19 protein-coding genes are annotated in these 18,753 nt (G+C 60.2%); all 19 read right to left on the bottom strand.

The genetic code is table 11. The features are described from left to right. Positions 1 to 53: 53 nt before the first annotated feature. Complete coding sequence (locus AB4O45_RS05550) at positions 54 to 1,052, bottom strand: ADP-ribosylglycohydrolase family protein (RefSeq protein WP_056788274.1); 999 nt, start codon at positions 1,050 to 1,052, stop codon at positions 54 to 56. Continuing rightward, positions 1,049 to 1,762 carry a GntR family transcriptional regulator gene (locus tag AB4O45_RS05555; protein WP_016770970.1) on the bottom strand — a complete coding sequence of 238 codons (714 nt, stop codon included), beginning with the start codon at positions 1,760 to 1,762 and terminating at the stop codon, positions 1,049 to 1,051. The genes AB4O45_RS05550 and AB4O45_RS05555 overlap by 4 nt, the downstream gene beginning before the upstream one ends. Before the next feature lie 666 nt (positions 1,763 to 2,428). Further along, positions 2,429 to 3,397: an L-arabinose ABC transporter permease AraH gene (gene araH / locus AB4O45_RS05560; RefSeq protein ID WP_056788625.1), complete on the bottom strand. Its 969-nt coding sequence runs from the start codon at positions 3,395 to 3,397 to the stop codon at positions 2,429 to 2,431. A 12-nt stretch (positions 3,398 to 3,409) separates the two neighbouring features. Beyond that, positions 3,410 to 4,957 carry an L-arabinose ABC transporter ATP-binding protein AraG gene (gene araG, locus AB4O45_RS05565; RefSeq protein WP_236168407.1) on the bottom strand — a complete coding sequence of 516 codons (1,548 nt, stop codon included), beginning with the start codon at positions 4,955 to 4,957 and terminating at the stop codon, positions 3,410 to 3,412. Positions 4,958 to 5,010: 53 nt separating this feature from the next. Then, entirely contained in the window at positions 5,011 to 6,015 is a 1,005-nt protein-coding gene (locus AB4O45_RS05570) for a substrate-binding domain-containing protein (RefSeq protein WP_016770973.1), read from the bottom strand. Between the two features lie 137 nt (positions 6,016 to 6,152). Next, entirely contained in the window at positions 6,153 to 6,971 is an 819-nt protein-coding gene (locus tag AB4O45_RS05575; protein ID WP_056788270.1) for an SDR family oxidoreductase, read from the bottom strand. 270 nt (positions 6,972 to 7,241) lie between these two features. Further along, the gene (locus AB4O45_RS05580) at positions 7,242 to 8,117 is read right to left on the bottom strand and encodes an SMP-30/gluconolactonase/LRE family protein (protein WP_460161172.1); all 876 of its coding nucleotides are present in this window, start codon (positions 8,115 to 8,117) and stop codon (positions 7,242 to 7,244) included. A 134-nt stretch (positions 8,118 to 8,251) separates the two neighbouring features. Then, positions 8,252 to 8,968, bottom strand: a complete 717-nt coding sequence (locus AB4O45_RS05585; RefSeq protein WP_039760144.1) for a FadR/GntR family transcriptional regulator — start codon at positions 8,966 to 8,968, stop codon at positions 8,252 to 8,254. Positions 8,969 to 9,160: 192 nt separating this feature from the next. Continuing rightward, positions 9,161 to 9,721 carry a DUF1285 domain-containing protein gene (locus tag AB4O45_RS05590; RefSeq protein ID WP_041479438.1) on the bottom strand — a complete coding sequence of 187 codons (561 nt, stop codon included), beginning with the start codon at positions 9,719 to 9,721 and terminating at the stop codon, positions 9,161 to 9,163. A 14-nt stretch (positions 9,722 to 9,735) separates the two neighbouring features. Then, positions 9,736 to 10,341, bottom strand: a complete 606-nt coding sequence (locus tag AB4O45_RS05595) for a DUF4823 domain-containing protein (RefSeq protein ID WP_016770979.1) — start codon at positions 10,339 to 10,341, stop codon at positions 9,736 to 9,738. Positions 10,342 to 10,507: 166 nt separating this feature from the next. Beyond that, positions 10,508 to 11,476 (bottom strand): GTP 3',8-cyclase MoaA, encoded by a 969-nt coding sequence (locus tag AB4O45_RS05600; protein WP_076563802.1) that lies wholly within the window; start codon positions 11,474 to 11,476, stop codon positions 10,508 to 10,510. A gap of 138 nt (positions 11,477 to 11,614) precedes the next feature. Then, the gene (locus tag AB4O45_RS05605) at positions 11,615 to 12,253 is read right to left on the bottom strand and encodes a TetR/AcrR family transcriptional regulator (protein ID WP_016770981.1); all 639 of its coding nucleotides are present in this window, start codon (positions 12,251 to 12,253) and stop codon (positions 11,615 to 11,617) included. A gap of 351 nt (positions 12,254 to 12,604) precedes the next feature. After that, positions 12,605 to 13,396 carry a TatD family hydrolase gene (locus tag AB4O45_RS05610; protein WP_460161173.1) on the bottom strand — a complete coding sequence of 264 codons (792 nt, stop codon included), beginning with the start codon at positions 13,394 to 13,396 and terminating at the stop codon, positions 12,605 to 12,607. A 15-nt stretch (positions 13,397 to 13,411) separates the two neighbouring features. After that, complete coding sequence (locus AB4O45_RS05615) at positions 13,412 to 13,768, bottom strand: PilZ domain-containing protein (RefSeq protein ID WP_016770983.1); 357 nt, start codon at positions 13,766 to 13,768, stop codon at positions 13,412 to 13,414. A gap of 42 nt (positions 13,769 to 13,810) precedes the next feature. Beyond that, entirely contained in the window at positions 13,811 to 14,794 is a 984-nt protein-coding gene (locus AB4O45_RS05620) for a DNA polymerase III subunit delta' (protein ID WP_460161174.1), read from the bottom strand. After that, positions 14,787 to 15,419 (bottom strand): dTMP kinase, encoded by a 633-nt coding sequence (tmk, locus tag AB4O45_RS05625; RefSeq protein WP_016770985.1) that lies wholly within the window; start codon positions 15,417 to 15,419, stop codon positions 14,787 to 14,789. Before tmk ends, AB4O45_RS05620 begins: the two co-directional genes overlap by 8 nt. A 19-nt stretch (positions 15,420 to 15,438) precedes the next feature. Further along, positions 15,439 to 16,608, bottom strand: coding sequence for an endolytic transglycosylase MltG (mltG, locus tag AB4O45_RS05630; RefSeq protein ID WP_252876724.1), 1,170 nt, complete (start codon positions 16,606 to 16,608; stop codon positions 15,439 to 15,441). Between the two features lie 3 nt (positions 16,609 to 16,611). Further along, on the bottom strand, positions 16,612 to 17,427 hold the full coding sequence (pabC, locus tag AB4O45_RS05635) for an aminodeoxychorismate lyase (RefSeq protein ID WP_460161175.1): 816 nt from the start codon (positions 17,425 to 17,427) through the stop codon (positions 16,612 to 16,614). Further along, the gene (fabF, locus tag AB4O45_RS05640; RefSeq protein WP_252868088.1) at positions 17,427 to 18,671 is read right to left on the bottom strand and encodes a beta-ketoacyl-ACP synthase II; all 1,245 of its coding nucleotides are present in this window, start codon (positions 18,669 to 18,671) and stop codon (positions 17,427 to 17,429) included. Before fabF ends, pabC begins: the two co-directional genes overlap by 1 nt. Positions 18,672 to 18,753 lie beyond the last annotated feature (82 nt).

Consider the following 18,753-nt stretch of genomic DNA (forward strand, 5'->3'; position numbering starts at 1 on the left):
AGGAAATGCATTCCAATTGTGGGAGCGAGCCTGCTCGCGAAGAGGCCAGCCAGTCAACGCAAGGCCAACAGCCCCTGCACTAACGGTTCCAGCTCAAGTTGATTAACGACTTTCACCGTCTCGATCATCGGCTGCGGCCAGCACTCAAGACCCAGGCAAGCGCCGAGCATGGCGCCGAGAATCGCCGCGATGGTATCCGTGTCGCCGCCCAGGCTGGCAGCCATGCACAACGCCTCGAATGCCGTCATCTCGCCGATGGCCACTTGCTGGGCCAGGGCGAATGAAACCACCACCGACTCCTGCGACGCCACCGATGTGCCGATCACGTCGTAGAGCAGATCGGCGAGCAGTGCTTTGTCACTGTCGACGCTGATACTGCGCGCCCAACTGATGCGCGAGGCCATGCGCCCGCCAGCAACCCAATGCCCGTGGGCTTCGGCCTGCTGGGCAATCTGCTGGCCAAGATTCAGCGCCTCGCCCAGATCGACGCCATTGATGCCAGCGGAAACCACCGCCGCCACCGCCGCCGCACTGGAAATCCCCAGCGTGGTGTTATGCGTCACCTGGCAAGCCTGCACGACCGCCGCAATGAAGCGCTGCGGATCGGCCACGTTCGCGGCAATGCCCACCGGGGTGATGCGCATCGCCGCGCCATTGGTGGTGCCGTAGCGCCCGGCTTCTTCCGGGGAATGCCCGGCGAGGATCATTTCAATAGCGCGTTTGGTCGAGGGGCCGAGCAAGTCCTGCGAGCCTTTGGCCTGCATCTCGGCTTCCCATTCGATCAAGCGCTGGGCGAGAACCGCCGGCTCGATACGGCCGTGACCTTCGACCAATAATTCGCCGACCAGGATCGCCTGCTCGGTGTCATCGGTGATCGAGCCTTTGGGCATGTTCGCGGCGATCGGTTGCAAGGGACCTGCGTCCTGCAAATCAGTGATCTGGCCGAAGCGCGCCTTGATCGTTTCACGATCGAGCGACTGTGTCGGCATGCCCAGCGCGTCACCCAGGGCCAGACCATAGAAAGCGCCAAGCGCACGGTTGAGCGCGGTCATTTCGATTCTCCGAATTGCAGGTGCAGACGAAAGTGCACCGGGTCGAGCAGGCTTTCGACCTGCTCCATGAAACGGTTCTGCCGGTCGTAGGTGGTGCGCAGGGCTTTGAGAAACACCGTGCCGACCGGGCGACCGAGCAGCTCGGCGTCTTCGGCATTCAGCGGCTCGGCGCCGATCCACTGATCGCCGCGCTCGCCGATATAGCCGTAGGCGGCCAGGGTGATGGTCAGGGAATTGTCGATCAGGCCGACGCGGGGCAGGCTTTCCAGGCCGCCGTTGGCCGGCATCAAGGATCGTTCGAGAGACACCAGTGTACCGTCGGTGGCGCGCCGGCGACGGTCGAGGGTGATGAATTGATCGGTGCCGAAACGCACCAGCAGATCCGGGCGAGTCACCGCCTCGAGGCGCAACACTTCGGTATTGATCAGCGCCCCGCTGTCGGCCAGCGCCTGCGCCCAGCCGCTGCGCTGATCGAGCGCGACACCGTCGAAAGTGACGATGGAACCGACACCGCTCTGCGTGGCGATGTAATTACGCCGCTTCAGTTCGGCCAGCGCCTCACGCAAGGTGCCACGGCTGACCTGGAATTCTTGAGCCAACTGATGTTCGCCGGGCAACAGAAAGCCGTCCTCCATGAGGCCGCTTTCGATGCGTCGGACGAGCTCGTCGACCACCCGTTGTTTCTTGTCGAATCGTACCTGTCTAATCATGTACAAATTGATAACCGAAACGGGACGTGGCGGGCAACAAAAATTTGAGGGAGGTGACCGGTGGAGAGAGCAAAATCAAGAGCCCCTCACCCTAGCCCTCTCCCGGAGGGGAGAGGGAACTGATTGGGGAGTGGTCAGGAAATGCGCCGAAATGATGTTGCTTTAGCGAATCCACAATCGACCCGATATTTCAGGTCGATGTACAACGCAAGACACCTCGGTCGGCCCCCACTCCCTTTGGGAGAGGGAACTGATTGGGGAGTGCTCAGGAAATGCGCCGAAATGATGTTGCTTTAGCGAATCCACAATCGACCCGATATTTCAGGTCGATGTAGAACGCAAGACACCTCGGTCGGCCCCCTCTCCCTTTGGGAGAGGGAACTGATTGGGGAGTGCTCAGGAAATGCGCCGAAATGATGTTGCTTTAGCGAATCCACAATCGACCCGATATTTCAGGTCGATGTAGAACGCAAGACACCTCGGTCGGCCCCCTCTCCCTTTGGGAGAGGGAACTGATTGGGGAGTGCTCAGGAAATGCGCCGAACTGATGTTGCTTTAGCGAATCCACAATCGACCCGATCTTTCAGGTCGATGTAGAACGCAAGACACCTCGGTCGGCCCCCTCTCCCTTTGGGAGAGGGCTGGGGTGAGGGGCAGCTTTTGACGTTACCGTTGTTTCAAGCGGTCAATGACCACGGCCAGCAACAGAATCGAACCACGAATCACATACTGATAAAACGTGTCGATATTCTTCAGGTTCATCGCATTCTCGATGATCGCCAGAATCAACACCCCGGCAATCACATGACGAATCATGCCGATGCCGCCACTCAACGAAACTCCGCCCAGCACGCAAGCCGAGATCACTGTCAGTTCAAAACCCTGACCAATCATCGGCTGCCCGGAAGTCATCCGCGAGGCCAGAATCACACCCGCCAGCGCGCCGATCACACCGTGCACGGCGAAGATGATGATCTTGGTGCGGTCGACGTTGACGCCCGCCAGCAGCGCCGCTTCCTGGTTGCCACCGATGGCCATGGTGTTGCGCCCGTAGGTGGTGTAGTTCAGCAGCCAGCCGAAAAACAGGAAGCAGACAATGGTGATCAGGATCGGCACCGGCACACCGAACAGTTGGCCATTGCCGAAAACAAAGAACGATTCCTGCGAAACACCGACCGCTTTGCCGTTGGCAAAAATGTAGGCCAGACCGCGAACGATCTGCATGGTCGCCAGCGTCGTGATCAAGGCATTGACGCGCAACTTGGCAATCACGATGCCGTTGATCAGCCCGACGATCAGGCCCATCGCCAACGCCGCGCTGACCCCGAGAAATACACTGTTGGTGTCACGCATTACCACTGCCGCGACCACGCCTGCACAGGCGATCACTGAGCCGACCGAGAGGTCGAAGTGTCCGGATGCCAGGCAATAAAGCATGGTGCACGCGGCGATGCCGGTGGTGGAAATCGCCAGACCCAGGCCACGCATGTTCAGCGGCGAGAGGAAGTTGTCGATCAGCAGTGTGCAGGCGACAAAGATGCCGATCGCCGCCAGCAGCATGACCCAGTCATCGAGGAAGCGCCGCATGTCCAGCGGTTTGCGCTCGGTCGGCAGGGTTTCGTTTTGCGTAGTCATCATAGTCACCTCTCAGTTCGCCACGCCGTCAGCGCGGTGGCGTGGCAAAGCCAGTTGCAGCAGGTTGGATTCATTGGCCTGGTCGCGGCTGACTTCGCCGCGCAGGGCGCCTTCGCACAGCACCAGGATGCGGTCGGAAATGCCCATCACTTCCATCAGATCGCTGGACACCACGATCACCGAAATACCGTCGGCGGCGAGGTTATGAATGATCTGGTAGATCTCGGCCTTGGCGCCGATATCGATGCCACGGGTCGGTTCGTCGAGCAGCAGGACTTTCATCGGCATCGACAGCCAGCGGCCGAGAATGGCCTTCTGCTGATTGCCGCCGGAAAGGAACTTGATCTGCTGGCCGGCGTGCGGGGTTTTCACTTTCAGGGCCTTGATCTGCTTGTCGGCGTTGCCCTTTTCCCACAGGCCGCGAATCAGGCAGCCGAGCCCGGAATGCGCACCGCGGGCACTGATGTTGATGTTCTCGGCAACGCTGGCCAACGGGATGATGCCTTCCTTCTTGCGGTCTTCCGGGCAGAGCAAAATGCCGGCGGCGATCGCGTCACGCGGCGAGCGCAGTTTCAGCTCATGGCCGCGCAGTTCGAGACGGCCAGCGGTGTTGCGCTCCAGGCCGCTGAGCAGGCGAAACAGCTCGGTACGCCCTGCCCCGACCAGCCCGAACAGGCCAAGGATTTCGCCCTTGTGCGCTTCGAAACTGATCGGCTCACGCAGGCCCGGGCCGAGCAAACCATCGACCTTCAACGCCACGGCACCGCGCGGGCGATGGCGGTAATCGTAGATATCCTGAATGTCGCGACCGACCATGCAGGTCACCAGTTGATCGTGGGTCAACTGGCTCATGTCGTCGAATGTACGAACGTAGCGGCCGTCCTTGAACACGGTGACGGCGTCGCAAATGCGGAAGACTTCTTCCATGCGATGGGAAACGTAGAGCACCACTTTGCCTTCGTCGCGCAGACGACCGATGATCGCCATCAAGCGATCGATCTCCCGCGCCGAAAGGCTGCTGGTCGGTTCGTCGAAAGCGATGACGTGTGCGCCGCGCGACAGCGCTTTGGCGATTTCCACCAGTTGCCGCTGACCCAGCGACAAGCGTCCGACCTTGGTTTGCGGATCGATTTCGTCCGCCAGACCCTTCAGGCAATTCAAGGCCTTCTGACGCAGCTCACCGCGATTGATCAAGCCGAAACTGGCCGGCAGATGGCCGAGAAACAGGTTCTCGGCCACGGTCATTTCCGGGACCAGATGCAGTTCCTGGTGAATCACCGCGACGCCGCTGCCGATGCTGTCGGCGGTGGACTTGAACGCCATCGCCTGCTCGCCGATCTGCAGTTCGCCGCTGCTTGGGATGTAAGCGCCACCGAGGATTTTCAGCAGGGTCGATTTGCCCGCGCCGTTCTCGCCCATCAAGGCATGAACCTGGCCGGGGTGGGCGACGAAGCTGATACCGTCGAGCGCTTTCACGCCGGGAAAGGTTTTGCCGATCCCGTTGAAGCGCAGGCTGCCGCTGGCGCCGTGTTGTTCTTGTGTCTGTACTTGCGCGTGCATAAAGCCACCTCTTCACACCGAAAAACGGCCCGGCTGCCCGGGCCGTCGCTGCCTCAGTTCCACAAGCCGATTTTTTCCAGCTCTTGCTTGAAGTTTTCGCGGGTGATCAGGGTGACGTCATCCATGGCGGTGTACTTCGGCGGCTCTTTGCCGGCGGTGATCCACTCGTACATCATCTCGGCGGTCTTGTAGCCTTCGATGTGCGGACTTGGCAGCATCGAACCGAAGAAGCCGCTGTTAGGCTTTTTCAACTCGCCGATGGCGTCGGTGCCGTTGATGCCGATGCCGATCACGTTGCTCGCGGCAAAACCGGCCGCTTCGGTGGCGCGCACGCCGCCGAGCACGGTGTTGTCGTTCATGCCGCCGATGATCAGGTTCTTCGCCGCGCTCGGCAGTTTCACCAGCGCCGAGTTGGTGGCGTCCATGCTGCCCGGTACGTCGAGGGTTTTCAGTGCGGCGAAGAGGATGTGATCCTCGGGCATGCCGGCCTTCTTCAGCGCATCGACCGAACCGTCGGTGCGCTTCTTGCCGGTGTCGAGTTCGTTATAGGTGTTGACCACCGCGTAGGTGTCTTTCCAGTCCCAGTTACGCTTTTTCGCTTCGGCGGCCATGGCGGCGCCCTGCTTCTGGCCCACTTCAAACGCGGCCATGCCCAGGTACGGCACGTCTTCCATGAATTTGCCGTTGGCGTCGACGAAACGGTCATCGACCGCAATCACTTTCAGATCGTTGATCTTGGCTTTAGCCATGATCGCCGGGCCGAGGGACACGTCCGGCGGGCAGATCACAAAACCCTTGGCGCCGTTGGCGGCGAGGCTGTCGATGGCCGAGAGGGTCTTCTCGCCATCCGGTACCGCGATCTTGATCAGTTCAAAGCCTTTGTCCTTGGCGGCTTTTTCGGCAAAAGCCCATTCGGTCTGGAACCACGGTTCTTCGGCCTGCTTGACCAGAAAACCGATCTTCACCGCGTCGGCGGCGAGCAGCGCACTGCTCAGGCTGAACGCAGTGACCGCCAGGGCAGTGCTGCACAGGGTACGAATCCCGAAACGACGTTTCATCAGATGACTCCTTGTTATTTTTTTTGAGCAAGGTTTGAAAAGCGTTGAAGCGTGTTCTCAGTGAAGCTGTTTGAAAATAGTCATATCGTATGATGATTGGATTTCAAGCGTAGTTCAGCGCTGGAAATCCGTTTTATTCAGTCGTGGTACATCACCGAGCGGCCGCCATCGATGGTGATGCACGAAGCATTGATAAACGGTGCCTCATCGCTGGCCAGAAACACCGCCGTCATCGCCACTTCGATCGGCTGGCCGATGCGCTTGGGCGGGTGCAGGTCAAAGGCGCGCTGCCGCTCGGCGTGCGGATCGGCAAAGCCGTTCCAGTAGTCGACGTTCAGCTGCGTTTCGATGTAGCCCGGCGCGATGGCGTTGACGCGAATGCCTTTGGCCGCGTATTCGATGCCGAGCGCGCGGGTCAGGCCGAGCAAGCCGTGCTTGGCCACCGGGTACGGGAAGCAGCCGGGAATGATGTGGCTGGAATGGGTCGAGGCGATGTTGATGATGCTGCCCACGCCCTGCTCGATCATCTGCGGCAGCACGGCTTTGCAGCCATACCAGGCGCCGTCCAGATCGATGGCGAAGCAGCGGCGCCAGTCCTCTTCGGTCATCTGCAAAGGATCGCGGAACACATTGACCCCGGCGCAGTTGACCAGCACATCGATGCGGCCATGCAATTCCACGGCGCGTCGGGCCAGGGCATGCAGATCCTGCTGATTCGATACGTCGACCTTGAGCGCCTGCACGTCATGGCCCTGATCGCGCCAGTGAGCGGCGACCTGCTCGACCTTGTCGGCCTGGATGTCGCTGATGAGTAATCTGGCTTGCTGCGCGGCGAAGGCGGCGACAATCGCTTCGCCGATGCCCTGAGCGGCCCCGGTCAACAGCACGACCTTGTTTTTCAGACGCTCGCCTTTCGGCGGGGCCGACACTTGCGGCAATGTCAGCGCTTCAGCCATGGCTCAGGCCTCCCGCACGCAGGCGCAAAAAAACCGGCCATCGGTGGATGTCCGGTTCTGACGGCTGGGAAAAACAGACAGGCATGCGTCGTCAACGGCATTGAGCCGTGACGAAAGGCGGATCCCGCTGGCGCGGGCAACAAGAATTCGCTGCATCACTTCACCTGTTTTGTTCTTTTTAAGTGTGAGTGCGTGTTACTGCTGGAGCCGACTATAAACCCGACCGCCAAATAATCTCAATATATAATTTTGCATCCCATATTTTGGGATCTAGCCAGCAAAACGCGTACAGAGTTTTCCTGCAACGTCGACGCGCATGCTCAGCACCGCGCCATCCAATGGATGATTCAGTGGACTCTTGGCGCTGGTGATGAATAAGGTTTTCAAGTCTTCGCCACCGAACACACAACTGGTCGGGCGACTGACCGGCAGATCGATCTTGCGGTCCACCTGCCCGTCCGGCGTCAGGCGCAACAGGCACCTGCCGTCCCAGCGTGCATTCCACACGTAGCCTTCGGCGTCCATCGCCGAGCCATCGGGACCACCGTGTTGATCGGACGAGTAGAACACCTGCGGAGCATCGAGACTGCCGTCGGTGCGGATGAAATATCGATTGAGCGTGCTGTCGAGACTTTCACCAAACAGCAGCGTGGTGCCGTCGTCGCTCCACAACAAGGTATTGGGAATGCCCAGGCCGAGCAGCAGCGGTGTCACGCGTTGATCGGGATCGATACGGAACAGGCCACCGGAACGGCGCACCAGCGGCAGATCCTCACCGTGCTCGCCGATGTTGTTCTGCATGGTGCCAAGCCACAAGCGGCCCAAGGCATCGCAACGGGCTTCGTTGGGCCGGTTGCCCGGTTGCGGGTCGGCGACACAGAACAGCGTCAAACGTGGCTCGAGGCCGGGCGAATCGAGATCGAGCCGGTAGACACCACTGCTCAATGTCACCAGCGCATCGCCGCTGGCGCAGGGAATGAAGGCGGAGATGTGCTCGGGCATCTGCCAGATCTGCACGTTCTGGCCGATCAGGCGCAACGCTTGTTTACCGGCGATATCCACCCAGTACAACGCCTGGGTCGGCGCATCCCAGAACGGGCCTTCGCCGAGTTGCGCGCGGTGTTGGGTCAGGGCGGTGCAAATCATCTGGAATCCTTCATGTTCTTGTTGTTTCCAATGTGGGAGCGAGCCTGCTCGCGAAGGCGGCGTGTCAGTCAATGATGATGTATCTGACCTGACGCATTCGCGAGCAGGCTCGCTCCCACAGGGAATTTTCGGTCTTAGCTGGCTTTGCGGTCCGCCATGACTTTCGGGTAAAAGCGTTTTATCGCCAGATCGGCATTGTCGATCAAGGTCATGCACGCCCAAACGCCACGGGTCGAATCGCGCGCGGCGATGGCATCGGCCATGTCTTTATGGATCGGCAAGGTGCGGCGCAGTTCATCGGGGTCGGCGGCGGAGACTTCGAACGACACCGCCAGTAACGCACCGAGGGCCGGGACCATTTGTTCGATGAACTGATTATGGCTGGCGGCAAGAATGCATTCGTGGAAAGCCTGGTCGGCACGGTTGTAATCAATGCCGCTGTCGACTGCACGTTCCAGCGCATTGAAAGCCAGTTGCACCGCTTCGATCTGCTCCGGTGTCGCCCGCTCACAGGCCCAGCGCACCGCCATCGGTTCAATGGTGCGGCGCAAATCCAGCAGGTCATCGACGAAGTTTTCCGGCAACCCATTGCGCGATAGCCAACCCACCACCTGCGGATCGAACAGATTCCAGCGCCGTACCGGCAACACCCGCGTGCCGACTTTCGGACCGACTTCGAGCATGCCTTTGGCGACGAGGGTTTTGATTGCTTCGCGAATCACCGTACGGCTGACACCAAGCTGCTCGCCCAGATCCGCCTCGACCTTGATGGTCTGCCCCGGCTTGACCTGACCGGCAGCAATCCAACTGCCCAGCCAGTCAACGGTCGACGCATGAAAGCTGCTGGACATGTACACCTCAAGGCGAATCGCGATGGGTACCTACGCTAATCATCATACGAATAACAGTCAATCGGATTTTTTCAGCTTGCGCAAACCATTGTGGGAGCGAGCCTGCTCGCGAAAGCGTCGTGTCAGTCAACATTGCTGGCGACTTATACAGCGCATTCGCGAGCAGGCTCGCTCCCACATTTTGATGTTGTGTCAGGGTTCCAGGCCGATGCGAAAGAACTCGCCGCCGCTCCACACGCCCAACCAGCGCTGGCCATCAATCTCGCGGCTCACCGCCAGTTCCACCAACTGGTAAAACACATTGCGGTGAATCAGCGCTTCAAGGTTGCTGCGCACATGCACATAGGGCGCAGGCTCCTGGGTCTCAGGATCGATCTCGACACGCAGCGGATGCTCAGTCCCCGCTTCGGTGGTTTCCTCGACGTTGGTGGTAAAGCGCAAAACCTGCGCCTCGCCCTCGCCTTGCACGTCAACGGCAACCGCCACGAACGGCGCGTCATCGACCTTGATCCCGACCTTCTCGACCGGGGTGATCAGGAAATAATCATCGCCGTCGCGGCGGATGATGGTGGAGAACAGTTTGACCATCGGCTTGCGCCCGATCGGCGTACCCAGGTAGTACCAGGTGCCGTCACGGGCAATGCGCATGTCGATGTCGCCGCAGAAATCCGGGTTCCACAAATGCACCGGTGGCAGGCCTTTGGTCTTGGGGATCTGCCCCAGCAGGTCATTGGCTGTTTGCGGGTCACTCATGGCGTACTCCTTGATTACTGGTCGCCGATCCCCAGCAGGCTGCGTGCGTATTGCGCCAGCGGCGGACCGATGAGGTCTTCGGGTTTGGAATCATGGAACGTCAGTAAACCGCCACGACTCTTGATCCGTGCAGTATCAATCAAATACTGGGTGCTGGTCTCGATCAACATGATCTGAATCACGCCGCCATCGATACCGAGGCGATCCACGGCTTCCTGGTCCAGCCACTCATCGGAGTTGCCGATGCGGTCGTCTGCCTTGGCGAATCGTGTGTAGAGCAGATAATGCGCGCCGGCATCACGGGCTTCACCCATGGCCTGGTCGAGGCCTTCCGGCGCACGGGCGCGGCGGACCATCGGGAAGTATTCGACAAAGCCCTTGAAGGCTTCTTCGGCGACCACGTTCGGCCGTGGATAGGAACCACCCGGTGGCGCGAACGCGCCCTGGGCGATGAAGATGAACGAGTCCGGCTGAATGCGGAGATTGTTCACCCGGCGGCTGTCACTGTGGTCCAGAAGCCCCGCATCGCTCATGTGATAACGAGTACCTTCGGCCATATCGCTGACATTCATGCAGCCACCAAGCGCCAAAACGGCCAGCAGCAAAACCAGGCTACGCATCCTATTCCTCCAGAAGCCGGTGTCGGAAAACCGGCGAATGGCCGTTGGATGCAGCTTTTGCGCCAGCTCGGCAAATTCAGTGATAGAGGCATTCGCGAGCAGGCTCGCTCCCACAATTGAAATGCATTCCAAATGTGGGAGCGAGCCTGCTCGCGAAGGCCGTTGTTCAACCGCCAATAATCTTCATGACAGTAGCGCCGCCAGAGAACGCCACCTCCTGCTTGTCACCCAACGCCTTGACCAGCAAACGTTGCAGCGCCGGCAACGCCTGGTGGCGCGGCTTGTCGAGCAGATCGCCGACATAGTGGCGGTTGCTCGACGACAAACAGCCATGCAGCCAACCGGTCGACGACAGGCGCAAGCGCGAGCAGGTGCGGCAGAACGGCACGCTTTCGTTGGCGATTACTCCGAAATTGCCGCGACCGGGAATCGCATAGCGCACAGCCGTGGCGTCCACCGGTGCGTCGGTCTGGGCGTATTCATAACGTTCGCCGATCAGGCCGAGCAACTGCTCAAGGCTGACGAACTGCTGCAGGAAGGCATTGGAATCCTTGGCCAGGTGGCCCATGCGCATCAGCTCGATGAAGCGCAGTTCGAAGCCGCGCTCCAGACAGTAATCAAGCAGCGGCATGACCTGATCGAGGTTCTGCCCGCGCAACGGCACCATGTTGACCTTGATCTTCATCCCGGCAGCAGCAGCCTGATCCATGCCATCGAGCACGCTGGCCAGATCGCCGCCACGGGCGATGCTGCGAAAAGCCGCGGCATCAAGAGTATCGAGGGAAACGTTGATCCGGCGCAGACCGGCATCGACCAGCAGCGGCAGTTTTTTCGCAAGGAGTTGACCGTTGGTGGTCAGGCTGATGTCGTCGAGGCCCATCTGGCCGACGGCAGTCATGAACGATTCGAGTTTGGGGCTGACCAGTGGCTCGCCGCCAGTGATGCGCAGGCGCTCGATGCCGGCCGCTTCGATCAGGTATTCGACGCCGCGCGCCATGGCTTCGGCCGACAGTTCATCCTGCGCAGCGACCAACCGCTTGCCGTTGGGCACGCAGTAGGTACAGGCGTAATTGCAGGCAGAGGTCAGGCTGATGCGCAGATTGCGAAAACGCCTGCCTTGACGGTCAACGATCATGAAACACTCCGGCGAAAGAAAATCGAGCGAGCAAAACTTGACTGAGAAATCAGGTTTTAGCAAGCCCTATGCCTGAGTATATTCCTGTGCTATTGCGCCATGTTGTGAAAACACGGCGCAATCAGCCCGCTGAATGACTTATGTGCTCGGCGTTTCCGGGTCGCGCTTGCGCTTGTTGCCCATGCGCACGCCGATGTCCATCAGGAACTGGAAGAAGCCTTCCTGATCTTCCAGCACATTGCTCCAGAATGGCGAGTGATACAACGCCACCGCGCCGTGCACCAACGCCCAGGATGCGCAGTAGTGGAAGTAGGGCGGCACGTCTTCGAGCTTGCCTTCGCTGATGCGACCCTTGATCAGCAGGGTCAGGCGTTCGAAGTTCGAGGCACGGATCTTGTGCAGTTCCTCGACCATCTCCGGCACCTGATTGCCCTTGACCACTTTCTCTTCGAGGCGGTCGAACAGGCGATAGCGCTGCGGGTCGCGCATGCGGAATTCGAAGTAGGCGCGGGACAGCGCTTCCTTGTCCTTGTCGACATCGGCCGAATGCAGCAGCTCGTTCAAATCGCGCTCGTAATCGAGCATCAGGCGCAAGTAGATCTCGGCCTTGGATTTGAAGTGCTTGTAGATCGTGCCTTTGCCGATACCCACGGCATCAGCAATCATCTCGACGGTGACACTGTCTTCACCCTGGTCGAGGAACAGCTTGAGCGCGGTATCGAGAATTTCCTGCTCGCGGCGACGAAATTCACGGACCTTACGAGGTTCTTTATGCATAAGAAAAAGGTCTGAAGGGTCAAAATTCGAAGCCGCGTATTATGCCTAACTTGCGCAAAAAAGCACGGTTCATCGACCAAATCTGTGTTTCTTGTTCATTTCAAGAACGAATCGGGTGCAATGAGAACTCAACTGAAGCAAACGTATTCCAAATTTGTTTAAAAACCCCGACCCGCTCACTGGACTGCACGCCAGACTGATCAATACTTGAACTGTCGGGCGACATCTCCCCCAAGTGTCGTGCCGGTAAAGGTACCAACGGACCGCGTGCCTTTGTTTTACTCCTAATGGTCTTAACCCGGATTCACCCCCCAGAACCCGGGTTTTTTTTGCCTGCGATTTGGCCTGCCGTCATACGGCAGATTTAACACTCGCCAGCGGGAACAAGCGCTTGAAGTTTTCCGTGGTCTGCTCGGCAAAGCGCTCGTAGTTCTCACCACGCAGCATCGCCAGAAACTCCGCCACTTCGCGCACGTACTGCGGCAGGTTCGGCTTGCCGCGATACGGAATCGGCGCCAGATACGGCGAATCGGTTTCCACCAGCAGGCGATCGGCCGGCACTTTGCTCGCCACGTCACGCAAGGCGTCGGCATTGCGGAACGTGACGATGCCCGAGAGGGAAATGTAATAGCCCATGTCCAGCGCCGCTTTGGCCATGTCCCAGTCTTCGGTGAAGCAATGCAACACGCCAGCCTGGGGCAGCGCCGCTTCGCGCAGCAGTTCGAGGGTGTCGGCACGGGCGCCGCGAGTATGGATGATCACCGGTTTGCCGGTCTGCTGCGCCGCTTGCAGGTGCAGGCGAAACGACTCCTGCTGCAACTCGGCAGCTTCCGGCTCGTAGTGATAGTCGAGGCCGGTTTCGCCGATCGCCACCACTTTATGGTGATCGAGTTCGTGCAGCAGCCAATCCAGCGCCGGTGCCGCGCCCGGCTGCACATCCAGCGGATGCACGCCGACCGAACAATCAACATCGGCATACCGCTCGGCGAGGCCTTTGACGTCGGCGGCGTTGTCGGCGCTGACGCCGATGCACAAAAAGTGTCCGACCCCGCGCTCACGGGCCGCAGCGAGTGCGGCATCCAGCGAGCCGTCATGGGCGGCGAGGTCGAGACGGTCAAGGTGACAATGGGAATCTACGAGCATAAAAAGGACTGCAACTTACATCGTATGAGTGGGACGGTCGGATTTCAGCGCTCCGGCCAGATGAGTTTCGATGCGACTGCGCGCGGTGTCGTCGCCGTCGTTGAATTGCACACCGACACCGGCGGCGCGATTGCCTTGTGCGCCTTTGGGGGTGATCCAGGCGACTTTGCCGGCGACCGGAATTTTTTCCGCTTCATCCATCAGGTGCAACAGCATGAACACCTCGTCGCCCAACCGGTAGCTTTTGTTGGTCGGGATGAACAGTCCGCCATTCTTGATGAACGGCATGTAGGCGGCGTAGAGCACCGACTTGTCCTTGATGGTCAGGGACAAGATGCCATTACGCGGCCCCGGGCTGACAGGCTCAATCATGTTCACCTCCACTGCTGATCTTCAGAGTCTAGGTACACATTCTTATCTTTGACCAGGCAATCCCACCCATTGCACCAACAATGCTTCCAGCAACAGGGCCGGATTGAGGTTGGCCTTGCTCAGCACTTTCTGTCGCTGGGCGAGAATCCAGTCTTGAATATCCAGCACTTTGCCCTGCGCGCTTTTCTGCGCCAGGTACTGCACGACCTTGCGCATATCGGCCAGGCCGAGGCCGGCTTCGTCCTGAGTCAGTTGATAGCGCAGGATCAGGCTCGACCAGTCGCAGAACCAGTCGAACAGACGCAGCATCGGAATGCTTTTCCACTCTTCCGCCAGCTGCGTCGGCGACTGCTGGCCCTTGAGCAACTTCTTCACGCCTTCGACCACTTGTGCACGTTGTTCACGCACACCTTGCGATTGCAGGCTGACCGCCATCAGCGGCGACCCGGCTGCGAGGGCCAGCAGTTCGACGCGCTCTTCCTCCGCGCAATCCGGCAGCGCCTGGGCCAGCCATTGCAGGCTCATCGCCTCGCCCGGCAGCGGGCAGGCCTGCTGCACGCAACGGCTCTTGATGGTTGGCAACAAACGGCTCGGCTGGTGGCTGACCAATAGCAGCACGGTATCGCCGGACGGCTCTTCAAGGCTTTTGAGCAAGGCGTTGGCAGCGTTGATGTTCATCGACTCGACCGGCTCGATCAACACCACTTTGCGCCCCCCGAGCTGCGCGGTCTGCACGACGAAACTGACCAGATCACGAACCTGATCGACCTTGATCGCCTTGTCCGCCTCTTCCGGCTCCAGGATGTAATTGTCCGGATGACTGCCGGCCTTGAGCAGCAAGCAGGATTTGCACTCGCCGCACGCCTCAGGCGTAGGGCGCTGACACAGCAGGCTGGCCATCAAGCGCTCGGCCAGTGCACGCTTGCCGATCCCGGCCGGACCGTGCAGCAGATAAGCGTGAGCATGCTGACTGCGGCCGGCCAGTTGCTGCCAGAGGCTGTCCTGCCATGGATAGGCCTCAGCCACGGGCCAGCTCCAGCAAATTCGGTAGCAAGGTGTCCAGCGATTGCTGCACCTTGGCCAATGGCTGACCGGCATCGATGCGCACGTAGCGCGACGGGTCGGCTTCGGCGCGTTTCAGGAACGCATTGCGCACGTTCTCGAAAAACGCCCGGCCTTCGAGTTCGAACCGGTCCAGCCGACCACGGGCACTGGCGCGGGCCAGGCCGATTTCAACGGGCAGGTCGAAAATCAAGGTCAGATCGGGCCGCAAGTCGCCCTGCACGAAGGTTTCCAGCGTAGCAATGCGTTCCAGCGACAAACCACGACCGCCGCCCTGATAGGCGTATGTTGAATCGGTGAAACGATCGCACAGCACCACGGCGCCACGGGCCAGCGCCGGACGAATCACCTCTGCCAGATGCTGGGCGCGGGCGGCGAACACCAGCAACAGCTCGGCGTCCGGGTGCATCACTTCGTCGGCCGGGGTCAGCAACACGTCACGAATCCGCTCGGCCAGCGGCGTACCGCCAGGCTCACGGGTGAGCAGCACTTCGATACCGGCGGCGCGCAGGCGCTCGGCGAGGTATTCGCGATTGGTGCTCTTGCCCGCGCCTTCCGGGCCTTCCAGGGTAATAAACAAGCCAGTCACAGGCAGTCCTTCATCAAAGTCATTGCGCGTTCTGTGGTGCAGCGGCGTCCGGTTCCGGGGCTGGCGCAAGTTCTTGCGGCGGCACTTGCGGCAGCGCCTCGGGCGCGGTGTTCGGCGAGGCCGCCGGAATGGCCTCATCGGTGGCCGGCGCGGTTACTGGTGCCGGGCTGGAACGGTAATCGGCACGGCGCTTGAGCTGGTATTCGCGCACCGCGTTGTTGTGCGCATCCAGATCATCGGAGAACACATGGCTGCCATCGCCACGGGCGACGAAATACAGGCTGCTGCCCTCCACCGGGTTGAGCGCAGCATGAATCGCTTCGCGCCCGACCATCGCAATCGGCGTCGGCGGCAAGCCTGGAATCACGTAGGTGTTGTAAGGCGTCGGCTCTTTCAAATGTGCGCGGGTCAGTTTGCCGGTGTAGCGATCACCGAGGCCATAAATCACCGTTGGATCGGTCTGCAACTGCATGCCCAACGCCATGCGCCGCACAAACACCCCGGCAATCTGCCCGCGCTCCTGCGGAACGCCGGTCTCTTTCTCGACCAGCGAGGCCATGATCAGAGCTTGATAAGGTTCGCTGTAAGGCACATCGGCAGAACGCTGCGCCCATTCTTTGGCGAGCACTTCATCGAGACGATCAAAGGCCTTTTTCAGCAGCTCGGCATCGGACATGCCACGCACGAAGCGATAGGTATCCGGGAAAAACCGACCTTCCGGGAACAAGCCTTTGTGGCCGATCTTCGCCATCACGTCGCTGTCGCTCAGGCCATTGAGGGTCTGCTCGAGCTTGTCGTCCTTGGCCAGGGCGGCGCGCACTTGATGGAAAGTCCAGCCTTCGACCAGGGTCAGGCTGTACTGAACCACGTCGCCGCGCTTCCACGAATCGATCAGACCGTTGACGGTCATGCCCGGCTGCATACGGTACTCGCCGCTGTGAATCGGTGTGCCGGCAAGATTGAAGCGCCAATAGACGCGCAGCCAGAACGCGTCCTTGATGACGCCATCGGTTTCGAGTTCAAGGAAGGTACGGGTCGGTGTAGAGCCTTTCGGCACATCCAGCAGTTGTTCCTGCGGAATGTTCAGGGGCTGTTCCAGCGCCGAATGAATTTTCCAGGCGCTGGCGCCCAACAGCAGCCCTGCCAGAACCAGTCCGGTTTCCAGCAGCAGCAAAAGTTTACGTCTCACGAATCAAGCATCCAGTAGCGCGCGGGCAATGGTTTGCAGTTTACGGGTGAGCGGGCCAACCGGCCAGCTCAGTGCAGCACAGGCGCGTACCGGCCAGACGCCATAAACGCTGTTGCAGACAAACACTTCATCAGCCCATTGCAGCTGTTCGAGGCTGATATCGGCGATTTGCGTGGGGATGGCCAGCGACTCGGCCTGAAACAATATTTCCGCGCGCATCACACCTGCGACGCCGCAGCGCTTCAAGTCGGGCGTGATCAAGCCACCGTCGCGCACCAGGAAAATATTGCTGTACACACCTTCGACGACGCGCCCGGCCTGATCGAGCATCAAGCCTTCGGCATGCTCGCTGTCCTGCCATTCGGCGCGGGCGAGTACCTGCTCCAGTCGATTCAGATGTTTGAGCCCGGCCAACAACGGCTGCGTAGATAAACGCGTGTTGCAGGGAAACAGGCGGATGCCGTGCTCGGCATGGGTAGCGGGATAAGCCGCCGGCGGATTGCCTTGCAGAATACGTCGGCCCTGCGCCGCAGGATCGGGCGCATAACCGCGCAAGCCGTCGCCACGCGTGAGGATGAGCTTGAGCACGCCCTCACCCATCGCTGCTGCATAGCTGAGCAGTTCATGGCGAACCAGCTCGAGATCGGTCGCAATGGCCAGACGCGCACAGCCATCGGCCAGGCGCGCCAGGTGCCGATCCAGCAGGACCGGCTGACCGCTGCGCACGGCAATGGTCTCGAACAGACCATCGCCGTAAGCCAGGCCGCGATCTTTCAGCGACAGCGCTTCAGCCGGTTGACCGTCGACCCAGCTGTCCATCAACTGGCGAACCGGCGAAACGCCAGAGTGCCGTTGGTGCCGCCAAAACCGAAGGAGTTGGACAGCACGACATCGATGTCCATGTTACGCGCGGTGTGCGCAACGAAATCGAGATCGCAGCCTTCGTCCGGTTCATCAAGGTTGATGGTCGGCGGTGCCACCTGGCTGTTGATCGCCAGCACGCTGAAAATCGCTTCGACCGCGCCCGCCGCACCCAACAGGTGGCCAGTCATCGACTTGGTCGAGCTGACGGCCAGCTTGTAGGCGTGATCGCCGAACACAGACTTGATCGCATTGGCTTCGGCAAGGTCGCCGGCCGGGGTCGAGGTGCCGTGGGCGTTGATGTACTGCACTTGATCGACGTTGATTTTCGCATCACGCAGGGCATTGGTAATGCAGCGCGCGGCACCGGCGCCATCGGCGGGTGGCGAGGTCATGTGGAACGCATCGCCACTGGTGCCGAAACCGATCAGCTCGGCGTAGATCGTCGCGCCCCGAGCCTTGGCGTGCTCCAGTTCTTCAAGGACCAGCGCACCGGCGCCGTCGGACAGGACGAAGCCATCACGGCCCTTGTCCCACGGACGGCTGGCGCGGGTTGGCTCGTCGTTGCGGGTCGACAGCGCACGGGATGCGCCGAAGCCGCCCATGCCCAGACCGCAGGCAGCCATTTCCGCACCGCCGGCAATCATCACGTCGGCTTCGTCGTACATGATGTTGCGCGCGGCCATGCCAATGCAGTGCGTACCGGTGGTGCACGCGGTGGCGATGGCGTAGTTGGGTCCCTGTGCGCCCAGATGGATCGACAGGAAGCCGGAAATCATATTGATGATCGAGCCAGGCACAAAGAACGGCGAGATCCGTCGCGGACCGGTCTCGTGCAGGGTGCGGCTGGTTTCTTCGATGTTGGTCAGACCGCCGATACCCGAACCCATGGCCACGCCAATGCGTTCACGGTTGGCATCGGTGACTTCCAGACCGGCGTTGCGCACGGCTTGAAAGCCTGCGGCGAGGCCGTACTGAATGAACAGGTCGAGCTTGCGCGCTTCCTTGACCGACAGGTATTCCTCGACATTGAAGCCTTTGACCGAACCACCGAAGCGGGTCGAATAGGCAGAAAGGTCGGTGTGTTCGATCAGACCAATGCCACTGCGGCCAGCCAGAATGCCCTGCCAACTGCTCGGCACATCCGTGCCCAGTGGCGACAACATACCCATACCGGTGACTACGACGCGTCTACGCGACACAGCACTCTCCTTTTTCAAATGACGACTTTGCATCAGGCCTAAAGAAAAAACCGCACGCCATGATGGCAGTGCGGTTTTTCCA

It is taken from the genome of Pseudomonas sp. S2_B10, from assembly GCF_054668425.1.

Coding starts and splice junctions, on each gene's coding strand:
- AB4O45_RS05610 (WP_460161173.1), bottom strand. CDS start 13,396: ATGCTCGTAGATTCCCATTGTCACCTTGACCGTCTCGACCTCGCCGCC.
- araH (WP_056788625.1), bottom strand. CDS start 3,397: ATGACTACGCAAAACGAAACCCTGCCGACCGAGCGCAAACCGCTGGAC.
- AB4O45_RS05555 (WP_016770970.1), bottom strand. CDS start 1,762: ATGATTAGACAGGTACGATTCGACAAGAAACAACGGGTGGTCGACGAG.
- AB4O45_RS05595 (WP_016770979.1), bottom strand. CDS start 10,341: ATGCGTAGCCTGGTTTTGCTGCTGGCCGTTTTGGCGCTTGGTGGCTGC.
- AB4O45_RS05590 (WP_041479438.1), bottom strand. CDS start 9,721: ATGAGTGACCCGCAAACAGCCAATGACCTGCTGGGGCAGATCCCCAAG.
- araG (WP_236168407.1), bottom strand. CDS start 4,957: ATGCACGCGCAAGTACAGACACAAGAACAACACGGCGCCAGCGGCAGC.
- AB4O45_RS05585 (WP_039760144.1), bottom strand. CDS start 8,968: ATGTCCAGCAGCTTTCATGCGTCGACCGTTGACTGGCTGGGCAGTTGG.
- AB4O45_RS05570 (WP_016770973.1), bottom strand. CDS start 6,015: ATGAAACGTCGTTTCGGGATTCGTACCCTGTGCAGCACTGCCCTGGCG.
- AB4O45_RS05550 (WP_056788274.1), bottom strand. CDS start 1,052: ATGACCGCGCTCAACCGTGCGCTTGGCGCTTTCTATGGTCTGGCCCTG.
- pabC (WP_460161175.1), bottom strand. CDS start 17,427: ATGGACAGCTGGGTCGACGGTCAACCGGCTGAAGCGCTGTCGCTGAAA.
- AB4O45_RS05580 (WP_460161172.1), bottom strand. CDS start 8,117: ATGATTTGCACCGCCCTGACCCAACACCGCGCGCAACTCGGCGAAGGC.
- AB4O45_RS05615 (WP_016770983.1), bottom strand. CDS start 13,768: ATGATTGAGCCTGTCAGCCCGGGGCCGCGTAATGGCATCTTGTCCCTG.
- AB4O45_RS05605 (WP_016770981.1), bottom strand. CDS start 12,253: ATGCATAAAGAACCTCGTAAGGTCCGTGAATTTCGTCGCCGCGAGCAG.
- AB4O45_RS05600 (WP_076563802.1), bottom strand. CDS start 11,476: ATGATCGTTGACCGTCAAGGCAGGCGTTTTCGCAATCTGCGCATCAGC.
- AB4O45_RS05575 (WP_056788270.1), bottom strand. CDS start 6,971: ATGGCTGAAGCGCTGACATTGCCGCAAGTGTCGGCCCCGCCGAAAGGC.